The 13876-nt window shown below is 61.0% G+C and carries 12 protein-coding genes; 6 read left to right on the forward strand and 6 right to left on the reverse strand.

Annotation, left to right across the window (positions count from 1 at the left end):
- Positions 1-19: 19 nt before the first annotated feature.
- The 4 genes from AK821_RS09860 (at position 20) to ppx (ending at position 3801) form a co-directional block, all read left to right on the forward strand.
- Entirely contained in the window at positions 20-694 is a 675-nt protein-coding gene (locus AK821_RS09860; protein WP_064389496.1) for an amino acid ABC transporter permease, read from the forward strand.
- A complete protein-coding gene (locus AK821_RS09865) occupies positions 691-1341 on the forward strand; it encodes an amino acid ABC transporter permease (protein WP_064389497.1) in 651 nt (216 codons plus the stop codon). Before AK821_RS09860 ends, AK821_RS09865 begins: the two co-directional genes overlap by 4 nt.
- Positions 1328-2065 carry an amino acid ABC transporter ATP-binding protein gene (locus AK821_RS09870; RefSeq protein ID WP_064389498.1) on the forward strand — a complete coding sequence of 246 codons (738 nt, stop codon included), beginning with the start codon at positions 1328-1330 and terminating at the stop codon, positions 2063-2065. The genes AK821_RS09865 and AK821_RS09870 overlap by 14 nt, the downstream gene beginning before the upstream one ends.
- 233 nt (positions 2066-2298) lie before the next feature.
- Entirely contained in the window at positions 2299-3801 is a 1503-nt protein-coding gene (gene ppx / locus AK821_RS09875; RefSeq protein ID WP_064389499.1) for an exopolyphosphatase, read from the forward strand.
- A gap of 353 nt (positions 3802-4154) precedes the next feature.
- Here the strand turns inward: ppx and ppk1 are convergent, their stop codons facing one another.
- Positions 4155-6380: a polyphosphate kinase 1 gene (ppk1, locus tag AK821_RS09880; RefSeq protein ID WP_064389500.1), complete on the reverse strand. Its 2226-nt coding sequence runs from the start codon at positions 6378-6380 to the stop codon at positions 4155-4157.
- 18 nt (positions 6381-6398) lie between these two features.
- Positions 6399-7412, reverse strand: a complete 1014-nt coding sequence (hemB, locus tag AK821_RS09885) for a porphobilinogen synthase (RefSeq protein WP_064389501.1) — start codon at positions 7410-7412, stop codon at positions 6399-6401.
- Between the two features lie 207 nt (positions 7413-7619).
- On the opposite strand from hemB, the gene AK821_RS09890 reads away from it, so the two are divergent.
- On the forward strand, positions 7620-8270 hold the full coding sequence (locus tag AK821_RS09890; RefSeq protein WP_064389502.1) for a DedA family protein: 651 nt from the start codon (positions 7620-7622) through the stop codon (positions 8268-8270).
- Here AK821_RS09890 and AK821_RS09895 read toward each other — a convergent pair.
- On the reverse strand, positions 8251-9486 hold the full coding sequence (locus AK821_RS09895) for a sterol desaturase family protein (RefSeq protein WP_064389503.1): 1236 nt from the start codon (positions 9484-9486) through the stop codon (positions 8251-8253). The two genes, AK821_RS09890 and AK821_RS09895, sit on opposite strands and share 20 nt — an antisense overlap.
- 115 nt (positions 9487-9601) lie before the next feature.
- Between AK821_RS09895 and elbB the strand changes: the two genes are divergently transcribed.
- Positions 9602-10270, forward strand: a complete 669-nt coding sequence (gene elbB, locus AK821_RS09900) for an isoprenoid biosynthesis glyoxalase ElbB (protein WP_038359087.1) — start codon at positions 9602-9604, stop codon at positions 10268-10270.
- Positions 10271-10387: 117 nt separating this feature from the next.
- Here the strand turns inward: elbB and AK821_RS09905 are convergent, their stop codons facing one another.
- The 3 genes from AK821_RS09905 to AK821_RS09915 all read right to left on the reverse strand — a co-directional run bounded on the left by AK821_RS09905 (position 10388) and on the right by AK821_RS09915 (position 13845).
- On the reverse strand, positions 10388-10843 hold the full coding sequence (locus tag AK821_RS09905; protein WP_064389504.1) for a YaiI/YqxD family protein: 456 nt from the start codon (positions 10841-10843) through the stop codon (positions 10388-10390).
- Between the two features lie 131 nt (positions 10844-10974).
- Positions 10975-12870 (reverse strand): FTR1 family protein, encoded by a 1896-nt coding sequence (locus AK821_RS09910; protein WP_064389505.1) that lies wholly within the window; start codon positions 12868-12870, stop codon positions 10975-10977.
- 75 nt (positions 12871-12945) lie between these two features.
- The gene (locus tag AK821_RS09915; RefSeq protein ID WP_064389506.1) at positions 12946-13845 is read right to left on the reverse strand and encodes a LysR family transcriptional regulator; all 900 of its coding nucleotides are present in this window, start codon (positions 13843-13845) and stop codon (positions 12946-12948) included.
- Between the last annotated feature and the right edge of the window lie 31 nt (positions 13846-13876).

Below are 13876 nucleotides of genomic sequence, written 5' to 3' on the forward strand. Positions count from 1 at the left end.
GACTGCGCGGGAGACCTTCATGGCTTATCAGTTCGATTTCATGCCGGTGGTGGAAAACACCGACCTGTTGCTGCGCGGGGCGCTGTTTACCCTTGAGCTGACGGCCATTGGCGCGTTGCTTGGGGTGGGCGTCGGGATTGTCGGGGCGTTGGTGCGGGCGTGGAACATCCGCCCGTTCTCGGCAATTTTCGGCGTCTACGTCGAGTTGATCCGCAACACGCCGTTTCTGGTGCAGTTGTTCTTCATCTTCTTCGGCCTGCCGTCGCTGGGCGTGCAGATTTCCGAGTGGCAAGCGGCGGTGCTGGCGATGGTGATCAACCTTGGCGCCTATTCGACCGAGATCATCCGTGCGGGTATTCAAGCAATCCCCCGCGGACAGCTGGAAGCCGCAGCGGCGCTGGCGATGACGCGCTTCGAGGCGTTCCGTCATGTGGTTCTGCTGCCGGCACTGGGCAAGGTCTGGCCGGCGCTGAGTAGTCAGATCATCATCGTCATGCTCGGCTCGGCGGTGTGCTCGCAGATCGCCACCGAAGAACTCAGCTTCGCTGCCAACTTCATTCAGTCGCGCAACTTCCGCGCCTTTGAAACCTACGCGCTGACCACACTGATCTACCTGTGCATGGCACTGCTGATCCGCCAGTTGCTCAACTGGATCGGTCGCCGCTACATCAGTCGAAGCGGGAGCCGCACATGAGCGATTTCACCTTCTGGGACATCCTGCGCAACCTGCTCACCGGCCTGCAATGGACGCTGGCATTGTCACTGGTGGCGTTTATCGGCGGCGGGATCGTCGGGTTGCTGATCCTGATCATGCGCATTTCGAAAAGCCCTGTGCCGAGCAGCATTGCCCGCACCTGGATCGAACTGTTCCAAGGCACGCCGCTGCTGATGCAACTGTTTCTGGTGTTCTTCGGCGTGGCGTTGGCCGGGATCGAAATTTCGCCGTGGATGGCCGCAGCGATTGCCCTGACCTTGTTCACCAGTGCCTATCTGGCGGAGATCTGGCGCGGTTGCGTCGAGTCGATCTCCAATGGCCAGTGGGAGGCATCGGCGAGCCTGGCACTCAATCCTTTGGAGCAACTGCGCTACGTGATCCTGCCGCAAGCGCTGCGCATTGCCGTGGCGCCGACCGTGGGTTTCTCGGTGCAAGTGGTCAAAGGCACCGCCGTGACCTCGATCATCGGCTTCACCGAGCTGACCAAGACCGGCGGCATGCTCGCCAACGCTACGTTTGAACCGTTCATGGTCTACGGCCTCGTCGCCCTCGGCTACTTCCTGCTCTGCTACCCCTTGTCCCTCAGTGCGCGCTACCTGGAAAGGAGACTGCATGCCTCTGCTTAGAATTTCCGCCCTGCATAAATACTACGGCGATCACCACGTGCTAAAAGGCATCGACCTCAGCGTCGAGGAAGGCCAGGTGGTGGCGATCATCGGCCGCAGCGGCTCGGGCAAATCCACCCTGCTGCGCACCCTCAATGGCCTGGAGTCAATCAACGACGGCGTGATCGAAGTCGATGGCGAATACCTCGACGCCGCCCGCGCCGACCTGCGCAGCTTGCGGCAGAAGGTCGGCATGGTCTTTCAGCAGTTCAACCTGTTCCCGCACCTGACCGTGGGTGAAAACGTCATGCTCGCGCCGCAAGTGGTGCAGAAAGTGCCGAAGGCCAAAGCGGCGGAACTGGCTCTCGAGATGCTGGAGCGGGTCGGTCTGGGCGAGAAATTCGATGCCTTCCCGGATCGGCTGTCCGGCGGCCAGCAACAGCGCGTGGCGATTGCCCGGGCACTGGCGATGTCGCCGAAGGTTTTGCTGTGCGACGAGATCACCTCGGCGCTCGACCCGGAACTGGTCAATGAAGTGCTTAGCGTGGTTCGGCAATTGGCCAGGGAAGGCATGACGCTGATCATGGTCACCCACGAAATGCGCTTTGCCCGCGAGGTGGGAGACAAATTGGTGTTCATGCATCATGGCAAGGTGCATGAGGTGGGGGATCCGAAAGTGTTGTTTGCCAACCCGCAGACGGCGGAGCTGGCGAACTTTATTAGCACCGTCGAAGCGACAGCCTGAATCTGCCTCATCCTGATCGTTCCCACGCTCCGCGTGGGAATGCAGCCAGGGACGCTCCGCGTCCCAAAAGCGGACGCAGAGCGTCCGGTGAGGCATTCCCACGCAGAGCGTGGGAACGATCAGGCTGCGGCCTCAAGACTTTCTGCGCTGAATCAACGGTTTGAACCATGCGCGTTGGCGCCAGCGTTTGATCGTGGCACGATGTCGAGGTTATCGACCGAGACCCCCTGACCATGCCGCAATCCCAAGCCAAGAATCTGTCCCTGATCGCCGCAATCGACCTGGGCTCCAACAGCTTTCACATGGTCGTGGCCAAGGCCCAGAACGGCGAAATCCGCATTCTCGAGCGCCTCGGCGAGAAGGTTCAGCTGGCCGCCGGCATCGACGATGAGCGCAAGCTCAACGAAGAATCGATGCAGCGCGGGCTCGATTGCCTCAAGCGCTTTGCCCAACTGATCAACGGTATGCCGCTGGGCGCCGTGCGTATCGTTGGCACCAACGCCTTGCGGGAAGCGCGCAACCGCCTCGAATTCATCCACCGCGCCGAAGAAATCCTCGGCCACCCGGTGGAAGTCATCTCCGGCCGTGAAGAGGCGCGCCTGATCTACCTCGGCGTCTCGCACACCCTCGCCGACACTCCGGGCAAACGCCTGGTGGCCGACATCGGCGGCGGCAGTACCGAATTCATCATCGGCCAGCGCTTCGAGCCGCTGCTGCGCGAAAGCCTGCAAATGGGCTGCGTCAGCTTCACCCAGCGCTATTTCAAGGACGGCAAGATCACCCCGGCCCGCTATGCCCAGGCGTACACGGCGGCGCGGCTGGAGATCATGAGCATCGAACACGCCCTGCACCGGCTGACCTGGGATGAAGCCATCGGCTCCTCGGGCACCATCCGCGCGATCGGCCTGGCGCTGAAGGCCGGCGGCCATGGCACTGGCGAAGTGAACGCCGAAGGTCTGGCCTGGCTCAAGCGTCGCCTGTTCAAGCTCGGTGATGTCGACAAGATCGATTTCGAAGGCATCAAACCGGATCGCCGGACCATTTTCCCGGCGGGCCTGGCGATTCTCGAAGCCATTTTCGATGCCCTCGAGCTGCAACGCATGGATCACTGCGACGGCGCGCTCCGTGAAGGCGTACTTTACGATCTGCTCGGCCGCCATCATCACGAAGACGTGCGCGAACGCACCCTGACCTCGCTGATGGAGCGCTACCACGTCGATCTGGAACAGGCGGCGCGAGTCGAGCGCAAAGCCTTGCACGCGTTTGATCAGGTCGCGGCGGACTGGGAACTGGATGACGGTATCTGGCGCGAACTCCTCGGCTGGGCAGCGAAAGTGCACGAAGTCGGCCTCGACATTGCCCACTATCATTACCACAAGCACGGCGCTTACCTGATCGAGCACTCCGACCTCGCCGGCTTCTCCCGCGAAGACCAACAGATGCTCGCGCTATTGGTGCGCGGCCATCGCCGCAACATTCCCAAGGACAAGTTTGCCGACTTCGGTGATGACGGTGACAAGCTGATTCGCCTGTGCGTGCTGCTGCGCTTTGCGATCCTGTTCCACCACATTCGTGGCACGCAGGCGATGCCGCAGGTGGTGTTGCGCGCGAAGGGCAACAACCTGGATGTGGAATTCCCGGAGAACTGGCTGGATGAGAATCAGCTGACTCAGGCGGATTTCGGTCTCGAAGCGGATTGGCTGACACGGGTGGGCATCGTCCTCACCGTCCACTGATACACCGCAAATCCGCCCTGTAGGAGCTGCCGCAGGCTGCGATCTTTTGATCTTGTTTCTACAGGATCAAGATCAAAAGATCGCAGCCTTCGGCAGCTCCTACAGGTGTGTGGATGACAGGTACAAAAAAGGCGATCCATGGGGATCGCCTTTTTTATTGGGTTTGTTTGAGATGGGGGGCGGGCCTGCCCCCTCACCCCAGCCCACTCCCGAGGTAGAGGGAGCTGATTTGAGGGCTGTTCAAACCTGAGTTCGTCTCGATTTCTCAGGTCGGCGTATAGCGCAAGACACCTCGGTCAGTCCCCTCTCCCTCTGGGAGAGGGTTAGGGTGAGGGGCTTTTGACTTCAAGGCCTCAACTGCTCACCGGCAAGATCGGGCTACCCAAGCGTTCCAGCAACGTCGCCTGCGCGCTGCGCGGGTTCTGGTTGCCGGTTGGCGTGTTGCGGATGTAACGGCCATCCGATTGCAGGCTCCAGCTGTGGGTGTTGTCGGTCAGGTACAGCTCCAGCTCTTTCTTCACGCGGGTCAGCAGTTTCTTGCCTTCGACCGGGAAGCAAGTCTCGACGCGCTTGTCGAGGTTGCGTTCCATCCAGTCGGCGCTGGAGAGGAACATCTGCTCTTCACCGCCATTGAGGAAATAGAACACGCGGGTGTGTTCCAGGAAGCGACCAATGATCGAGCGCACATGAATGTTGTGCGAAACCCCGGCAATCCCCGGGCGCAGACAGCACATGCCGCGCACCACCAGATCGATGCGCACACCGGACTGGCTGGCCTTGTACAGCGCGCGGATGATCTTCGGATCGGTCAGCGAGTTGAACTTGGCGATGATGTGCGCCGGTTTGCCTTCGACGGCGAACTGGGTCTCGCGGGCAATCATGTCGAGCATGCCCTTTTTCAGGGTAAACGGCGCATGCAGCAGCTTTTTCATGCGCAGGGTCTTGCCCATGCCGATCAACTGGCTGAACAGTTTGCCGACGTCTTCGCACAAGGCATCGTCAGAGGTCAGCAAACTGTAGTCGGTGTACAGCTTGGCGTTACCGGCGTGGTAGTTACCGGTGCCGAGGTGCGCGTAGCGGACGATCTCGCCGGCCTCGCGACGCAGGATCAGCATCATCTTGGCGTGGGTCTTGAAGCCGACCACGCCGTAGATCACCACCGCACCGGCCGCCTGCAGACGGCTGGCCAGTTGCAGGTTGGATTCTTCGTCGAACCGCGCGCGCAGCTCGATGACCGCCGTCACTTCCTTGCCGTTACGCGCGGCATCCACCAGCGCATCGACGATCTCGGAGTTGGCGCCGGAGCGGTACAGGGTCTGGCGCACAGCGAGAACGTGCGGGTCTTTTGCGGCTTGGCGCAGCAGGTCGACCACCGGGGTGAACGACTCGAAGGGGTGCAGCAAGAGGATGTCCTGCTTGCTGACCACACTGAAGATGTTTTCGCTGTTCTGCAGCAGTTTCGGAATCTGCGGGGTGAACGGCGTGTATTGCAGCTCCGGGTGGCTGTCCAGGCCGGTGATGCTGAACAGCCGCGTCAGGTTGACCGGGCCGTTGACCTGATACAGCTCGCTCTCGCTCAGGTTGAACTGTTTGAGCAAGTAGTCCGAGAGATGTTTCGGGCAAGTGTCAGCGACTTCCAGACGCACCGCATCACCGTAGCGACGCGAGAACAACTCGCCACGCAGCGCGCGGGCCAGGTCTTCGACATCTTCGGAGTCGAGCGCCAGATCGGCGTTTCGGGTCAGACGGAACTGGTAGCAGCCCTTCACCTTCATGCCCTGGAACAGGTCATCGGCGTGAGCGTGGATCATCGACGACAGGAACACATAGTTGTCGCCCGGGCCGCCGACTTCTTCCGGCACCTTGATGATCCGTGGCAGCAGGCGCGGTGCCGGGATGATCGCCAGACCGGAATCGCGACCGAAGGCGTCGATGCCTTCCAGCTCGACGATGAAGTTCAGGCTCTTGTTCACCAGCAACGGGAACGGGTGCGTCGGGTCGAGGCCGATCGGGGTGATGATCGGCGCAATCTCGTCGCGGAAATAGCGGCGTACCCAGGTCTTGAGTTTGACCGTCCAGTTACGGCGACGGATGAAGCGCACCTGATGTTTTTCCAGCTCCGGCAGCAGAATGTCATTGAGGATTGCGTACTGGCGGTCAACGTGGCCGTGGACCAGCTCGCTGATCCGCGCCAGTGCTTGATGCGGTTGCAGGCCATCGGCACCGGCCTGTTCACGGGCGAAGGTGATCTGTTTTTTCAGGCCGGCCACGCGAATTTCGAAGAATTCATCCAGGTTGCTGGAGAAAATCAGCAGGAATTTCAGCCGCTCCAGCAATGGATAGGACTCGTCCAGTGCTTGTTCCAGCACGCGGATGTTGAACTGCAATTGCGAAAGCTCACGGTGGATATACAGGCTGCTGTCATCCAGACCGGGAATGGCAATCGCCGGCACCGCCACAGCGGTTTCGGCCACCGGCGCGGATGGCGCTGGCTCCAGTTCCGGCGGGGTTTCAGTGATTTGCTCGACCACCGGTTGAGCTTCTTTTACGGCAACTTCAGTGAGTCCTTCGGTATTCATGGAATGTTCCTGGGAGGGCTATTTCTGCTCTCGTAACAATTGAGCGGCACGAACGGCAAAGTAAGTCAGGATGCCATCTGCACCGGCACGTTTAAAGGCGGTCAGTGATTCGAGAATCACCGCTTCGCTCAACCAGCCATTCTGGATCGCTGCCATGTGCATGGCGTATTCGCCACTGACCTGATAGACGAAGGTCGGCACTTTGAAGGCATCTTTTACCCGGAAAAGAATATCCAGATACGGCATGCCGGGTTTGACCATGACCATGTCCGCGCCTTCAGACAAGTCCGCACCGACTTCGTGCAACGCTTCGTCGCTGTTGGCCGGATCCATCTGATAAGAGGCTTTGTTGGCCTTGCCGAGGTTAGAGGCCGAACCCACGGCATCGCGGAACGGCCCGTAGTAGGCGCTGGCGTACTTGGCCGAATAAGCCATGATCCGCACGTTGACGTGGCCAGCGATTTCCAGCGCTTCGCGAATGGCCTGGATGCGACCGTCCATCATGTCCGACGGCGCGACGACCTGGGCGCCGGCTTCAGCATGGGACAAGGCCTGACGGACCAGTGCATCAACGGTGATGTCGTTCTGCACGTAGCCTTCGTCGTCGAGGATGCCGTCCTGACCGTGGGTGGTGAACGGATCGAGCGCAACGTCGGTGATCACCCCCAGCTCCGGAAAGCGCTCACGCAGGGCGCGGGTAGCGCGCTGGGCAATGCCTTCGGGGTTCCACGCTTCGGCAGCGTCGAGGGATTTCAATTCGGCAGGAGTTACCGGGAACAATGCCAGCGCCGGAATCCCCAGCTCGACCCACTTGGCGGCTTCTTCGAGCAGCAAATCGATGCTCAAGCGCTCTACCCCGGGCATCGAGGCCACGGCTTCGCGGCGGTTTTCACCGTCGAGCACGAATACCGGCAGGATCAGATCGTCGACCGTCAGCACATTTTCCCGGACCAGCCGACGCGAAAAATCATCACGGCGATTACGACGCAGGCGCGTTGCAGGGAACAGACGGTTGGCTGGGGTAAAGCTCACGGCAGACTCCTGAGCCCGCGCAAACGGGCGAGCGTGACAGTTATAGACGGCCATTATGACGAACAGATGACAGTTGTGTGAGGTCCGCGACATGTAGCCGCATTCCATTCTCAGTGTAGGAATTGTTCACGTCGAGACACATTTGGACACTTTCATGAATGTGTCCGAAGGGTTAGGCTGCGCGTTCATTTCGCCAGCACCCAGACAATGCTCCAACAATTTCTGCATGACTTTGGCTACTTTGCCTTGTTTCTCGGCACGTTCTTCGAAGGCGAAACCATTCTGGTGCTCGCAGGCTTCCTCGCGTTCCGTGGATACATGGACATCAATATTGTGGTGGTCGTGGCGTTCTTCGGCAGCTATGCCGGCGATCAGCTGTGGTACTTCATGGGGCGCAAGCACGGGCGCAAATTGCTCGCGCGCAAACCACGCTGGCAGATGATGGGCGACCGCGCGCTGGAACACATTCGCAGGCATCCGGATATCTGGGTGCTGAGCTTCCGCTTCGTCTATGGCCTGCGCACGGTGATGCCGGTGGCGATCGGCCTGTCGGGTTATCCGCCGGGACGTTACCTGCTGCTGAACGGCATTGGCGCGGCGATCTGGGCCACCGCGCTGGCCGCTGCGGCTTACCACTTCGGCGCGGTGCTGGAAGGCATGCTCGGCAGTATCAAAAAATATGAGCTGTGGGTGCTCGGTGCGTTGCTGGTGCTGGGCGTCGGCCTGTGGCTGCGTCGGCGCTTCAAGAATGCCCGTCTGGCGAAACAGGTTTACGCCGACGAGCAAGCAGCAAAAGCCTTGCAACTGCAGCAAGCCGAACAGGCAAAAACCGCCGACCCTAAGACGCCAGCCGAATAACGCACTGGCGACTCACGTACAGCCCGCCAACACTGAGCAGGCTGTAACCGAGCAGGCCCGCCCCCATCAGCGGGCTGGCCGGCCAAAGCCCGACCAGCGGCGCCAGCCACAGCAGCGGCACGTTCAACCCCAGCCGCAACAGTTCGACCTTCAGCGCCCACGGGCGATTCTCCAGGGCCACGCCCAACGCAAACACCCCGAAAGCCACCGCGCCCCAGCCGAGTAACAGCGCGGCCGTCGGCAGGCTACGCTCCAGGTTCATCAGATAACTGCCCAGCGCGATGTAGACGCAAAACTGCAGCGCCACATACCACTGCAGGCGCCGCTCGAGCGGCACGTCGAATTTGCGGAATCGAGCCAGATCCGGCTTGCTCATCGGGTACTTCGCCGCCACGTCCGCCGGCCGCCAACCGGTGCGCATGAACCAGATCCGCAGCTTGTCCCACGGGCGCTCGGCCCGGCGTGCGTCATCCCACAATTGCGCATAAAACTGCAGGTTGGCCCACAGCGGATTCCAGCTCGCCAATGGCGTGGTCACACCGAAAATCACCGGTTCGTTATCGTCCTCTTCCTGAAACGTGCCGAACAACCGGTCCCAAAGAATGAACACCCCGCCGTAGTTGCGATCCATGTAGAGAGCGTTCTGTGCATGGTGAGCCCGATGATTGGATGGCGTAACGAAGCACCACTCGAACCAGCCGAGCTTGGGAATGTGCCTGGTGTGCACCCAGAATTGATACAGCAGGTTGAGCGCCGCGACGCTGACAAACACCAGCAGCGGCACGCCAAGCAACGCCATCGGCAGGTAGAAAACCCAGCCGAGCAGAAACCCGGTGCTGGTCTGGCGCAACGCGGTGGAGAGGTTGTACTCCTCGCTCTGGTGATGCACCGAATGCGCGGCCCAGAGGATGTTGCGCTCATGCCCCATGCGGTGCAGCCAGTAATAGCAGAAGTCGTAGAGGACGAACGCAAACACCCAGACCCAGAAGCGGTCCGTCGGCAGCCTGAGCCAGGCCAGATGTTCCAGGGCAAACGCGTACGTGAGCAGCCCGACACCTTTGGTCAGCAACCCGGTGGTGGTCGACAACACACCGGTGCTGATGCTGTTCACCGCGTCCGCCAGGCGATAGTTGCTGACCCCGCGCCAGCGGTCGGCAATCAGTTCAACCGCGATCAACACGAGGAAAAACGGCACCGCATACAGAATGAAGTCCATGACGCGCCCTGAATGAAGTCTTGAGGACTGATCCTAGGTGTAGCCGCCCATTAACCCTATGGCAACGCGCGACAATTTAGTGGACATTTAGCGCCATGAATCTGGAGAGAAAACCATGAGCAAAAAAGTTGCAGTGATCCTGTCCGGCAGTGGCGTATACGACGGCGCCGAGATCCATGAGAGCGTCATCACCCTGCTGCGCCTCGACCAACGCGGCGCCCAGGTGCAGTGCTTCGCCCCGAACATCGCGCAATTGCATGTGATCAACCACCTGACCGGCGAAGAAATGCCCGAGTCGCGCAATGTGCTGGTGGAATCGGCGCGGATTGCCCGTGGCAACATCAAGGACATCCGCGAGGCCGACGTTGACGACTTCGACGCACTGATCGTGCCCGGCGGCTTTGGTGCGGCGAAAAACCTGTCCAACTTTGCCGTCGAAGGCGCTGGCTGCAGCGTGCAGCCTGAAGTGCTGGCGCTGGCGGAGGCATTCGCCGAAGCAGGCAAACCAGTGGGCCTGATGTGCATCTCGCCGGCATTGGCCGCGAAGATCTACGGCCCGGGCGTGACCTGCACCATCGGCAACGATGCCGACACCGCCACGGCGATGAACAAGATGGGCGCGACCCACGAAGATTGCGCGGTGACCGAGATCATTGAAGACAAGGCGCGCAAACTGGTGACGACCCCGGCTTACATGCTGGCGCAGAACATCAGCGAGGCTGCTTCGGGGATCAACAAACTGGTCGACCGAGTATTAGAGCTGACCCACGAAAATGACGCCTGACACGGTCTATTGTAGGAGTGAGCCTGCTCGCGATGGCGGTGTGTCAGGCAACATATCTGTTGAATGATCGACCGCTATCGCGAGCAGGCTCACTCCTACAAGGGATTTGTGTGGGGCTCAGGTGTTGCGGGCCAGGCGCGTGAGGATCCGGTCCAGCGCATTGGCAAACGCCTGCTTTTCGCGGTCGCCAAACGGCGCGGGGCCGCCGCTCATCTGGCCTTGCTCACGCAGGTCGGTGAACAGGTTGCGCACTGCCAGCCGTTCACCCATGTTCTGCGCATCGAACTCCTTGCCGCGCGGGTCGAGCGCCGCCACGCCCTTCTTCACCAGCCGATCGGCCAGCGGGATATCGCTGCAGATCACCAGTTCCCCCGGCACCGCGTGTTCGACCAGATAATCGTCCGCCGCATCCGGCCCGCTCGGCACCACGATCAGCTTGACGATGGCCAGCCCCGGCTTGATCTGCGGCTGCCCGGCCACCATTACCACTTCGAACTGGCGCTTGAGGGCGAACTTCACCACCAGATCCTTCGCCGCCCGAGGGCAAGCGTCGGCATCGATCCATACACGCATTTTTTTACTCCAAAAAATTCGCGAGCAAGTCGAATGTGAGCACCGTCACTCCCACAGGTTACGCGCAAACCCTGTGGGAGTGACGGTGCGACGATTCGACTTGCTCGCGAATGTGAGCGCAGCGAATGCTGTTAAGCGGCTACCCGCCGCTTCTCAGCCACCCAACTACGCCCATACAACACAACAATCGCCACAATCGCCACGGCCTGCGCCGTCAACGAATACGCATCGGCATGAATCCCCAGCCAGTCAAACTCAAAGAACGCCACTGGCCGCGTGCCGAAGATCCCGGCCTCCTGCAACGCCTTCACGCCATGCCCGGCGAACCCCACCGACAATGCGCACAGCAACGCCGCGTTGATGCTGAAGAACAGCGTCAGCGGCAGTTTCGCCGAGCCACGCAGGATCACCCACGCCAGTCCGACCAGCAGCACCAGCGCCGTCGCGCCACCGGCGAGCACCGCGTCATGCCCGGCCGGGCCGGCCTGCAGCCACAGGGTTTCGTAGAACAGGATCACCTCGAACAACTCGCGGTACACCGAGAAGAACGCCAGAATCGCAAAGCCGAAGCGTCCGCCACCGCCGACCAGACTGCTCTTGATGTAATCCTGCCAAGCCGCTGCATGGCGACGGTCGTGCATCCACACGCCAAGCCACAGCACCATCACACTGGCGAACAGCGCCGTCGCGCCTTCCAGCAGCTCACGCTGCGAGCCGCTGACATCGATGACATACGCTGCCAACGCCCAGGTGCCGAGGCCGGCCAACAGCGCCAAACCCCAACCGACGTTGACACTGCGCACCGCCGATTGCTGACCGGTATTGCGCAGGAAGGCAAGGATAGCCGCCAGCACCAGAATCGCTTCCAGGCCTTCGCGCAGCAAAATCAGCAGACCGGAGATGTAGCTGAGCGACCAGCTCAAGCCATCGCTGCCCAACAGGCCGGCGGACTCTTTCAGCTTGGCCTTGGCCGCGTCCAGACGCTGCTCGGCCTGCTCGACGGGCAAACCGTCCTGCAATGACTGCCGGTACGCCATCAACGACTTCTCAGTGTCCTTGCGCACGTTGGCATCGACGTTATCCAGCGAACTCTCGACCAGTTCGAAGCCTTCCAGATACGCCGCCACCGACAGGTCGTAGGCCTGATCGTGCTCGCCGGCGCGGTAGGCGGCAAGGCTCTTGTCCAGTGTCGCTGCGGTGTAGTCGAGCAACTGCGCCGGGCCACGCTTGACCTGCGGCGGTTGCGCCCGTTGTGCACGAAAGGTCGCGGCGGCGGGCATACCTTCGGCGGCCAGCACTTCGGCTGGGGTCTGGCGGGCCAGATCGGCGATGTTGTAGGTCTTCTCGGATTTGGCGGCCGCAGCCTCGGCGCTGAAGCCCGCGATGTAGGTGGCCAGATCCCAACGCTGACGATCATCGAGCTGGTCGGCAAACGCCGGCATGTCAGTGCCTTCGACACCTTGGCCGAGGGTGTTGTAGATCGCATAAAGGCTCAGATGGTCCATCCGCGCAGCGTCACGCAGATTGGCCGGCGCCGGCGTCATGCCCAGGCCTGCCGGGCCGTCGCCGACACCGCTGGCGCCGTGGCACACCGAGCAATTCTGCGCATAGAGCGGCGCGCCACGGGTGGGATCCGGAGTGATGATCGGCGCTTGGCTGACTTCATACGCCACCGCCAGTTGCGCGCCCAGTTGCCGCGCCTGACGGGCGACTTGCGCACCGTCCTGCTTGGCGGTGATGGCAGCGTGCAAGACACTCACGCCCTGTTCCAGCGCGGCTTTTTCAGGATTGCCCGGCATGCCCGCGATCAGGCTTTGCAGCGCTTGGGTGAACTCCAGTTGCTCACGGTATTCGGCATCATCGACGACTGTTCCAGCCTCGACCGTCGGCGGGTAATCCGCGCTGATGTAATCAAGCAGGTGCAGCGCTTGCGGAGCGCCTTCCACGGTATCGGCCAGCAGGTTGAAGCTGCTCAGCGCGCACAGCGGGAACACCAGCCAGGCCAGGAATCGGGACGAGGCAATCATGAACAGTTCTCAAATGGAAATGCGAAGTTACATATTGTTCACTTCGCAGGCGTTTCCCTCAAGCTTTGTCGGCATTCAGCGTAAAGGTGCCGTGAGATTGCGGTAATGCTCAGCCATGAATTCGACGAAAACCTTTACCTTGAGCGCAACGTGGCGGGCGTGGGGATACAGCGCGTAATAGTGCCGCTGGCCGAGGCTGCAATCCGGCAGGATGTGCACCAGACGTCCGCTCAACAAGTCGTCCTGCACCGTAGCCCGGGTGAACGCGGCAATACCGACGCCAGCCAGTGCGGCGGCGTGCAGCGAGCTGATCGAATCGGTTTTGAAGCGACCTTGGGGATTGACTGGTGTGGTTGCGCCATGGGAATCAGTCAGCAACCAATCGCTTCCAGCAGTGAATCCCAGCATCTGATGTTCCGCCAATTCGCGTATCTGTCGCACCAAACCATGCCGAGCCACGTAGGCCGGCGAAGCCACCAGCAGCATCGGCGACACCGTCAGCAATCGCGCCACCAGCGATGAATCCTCCAGCGCCCCGCAAATGCGCAGGGCCACATCGAAGCCCTCGGCAATCAGATCGACAAAACGGTCATCGCAGGACAAATCGACTTCAATTTCGGGATAGCGCTGCTGAAACGCCGGCAACCAGTTGGCCAGTTCCAGCGTACCGATGACCATGGGTGCGCTGATACGCAAAACGCCGCTGGGGCTTTCATGGGCTTGCGCCACGGCGACGGCGGCCTGATCGAGGCGCTCGAGAATGTCCACGCACGCGGCGTAATACTGCTGGCCCGCGGTGGTCAGGCTGAAGCGTCGGGTGTTGCGATTGATCAGCCGCGTGCCGAGTTCAGCTTCCAACTGCTGCAACTGCCGGGAGATGGTCGAGTGCGTGGTGTCGAGCCGTTCGGCAGCGGCGCTGAAACCGTGACACTCGACGATGCAACGGAACGCACGCATGGCCAGCAGTTGATTCATCAGGGCACCGGTTTGAATTGAGCAGCGGGGG

Origin of the sequence: Pseudomonas sp. RIT-PI-r (assembly GCF_001297015.1) — a bacterium.
Taxonomy (GTDB): Bacteria; Pseudomonadota; Gammaproteobacteria; order Pseudomonadales; family Pseudomonadaceae; genus Aquipseudomonas.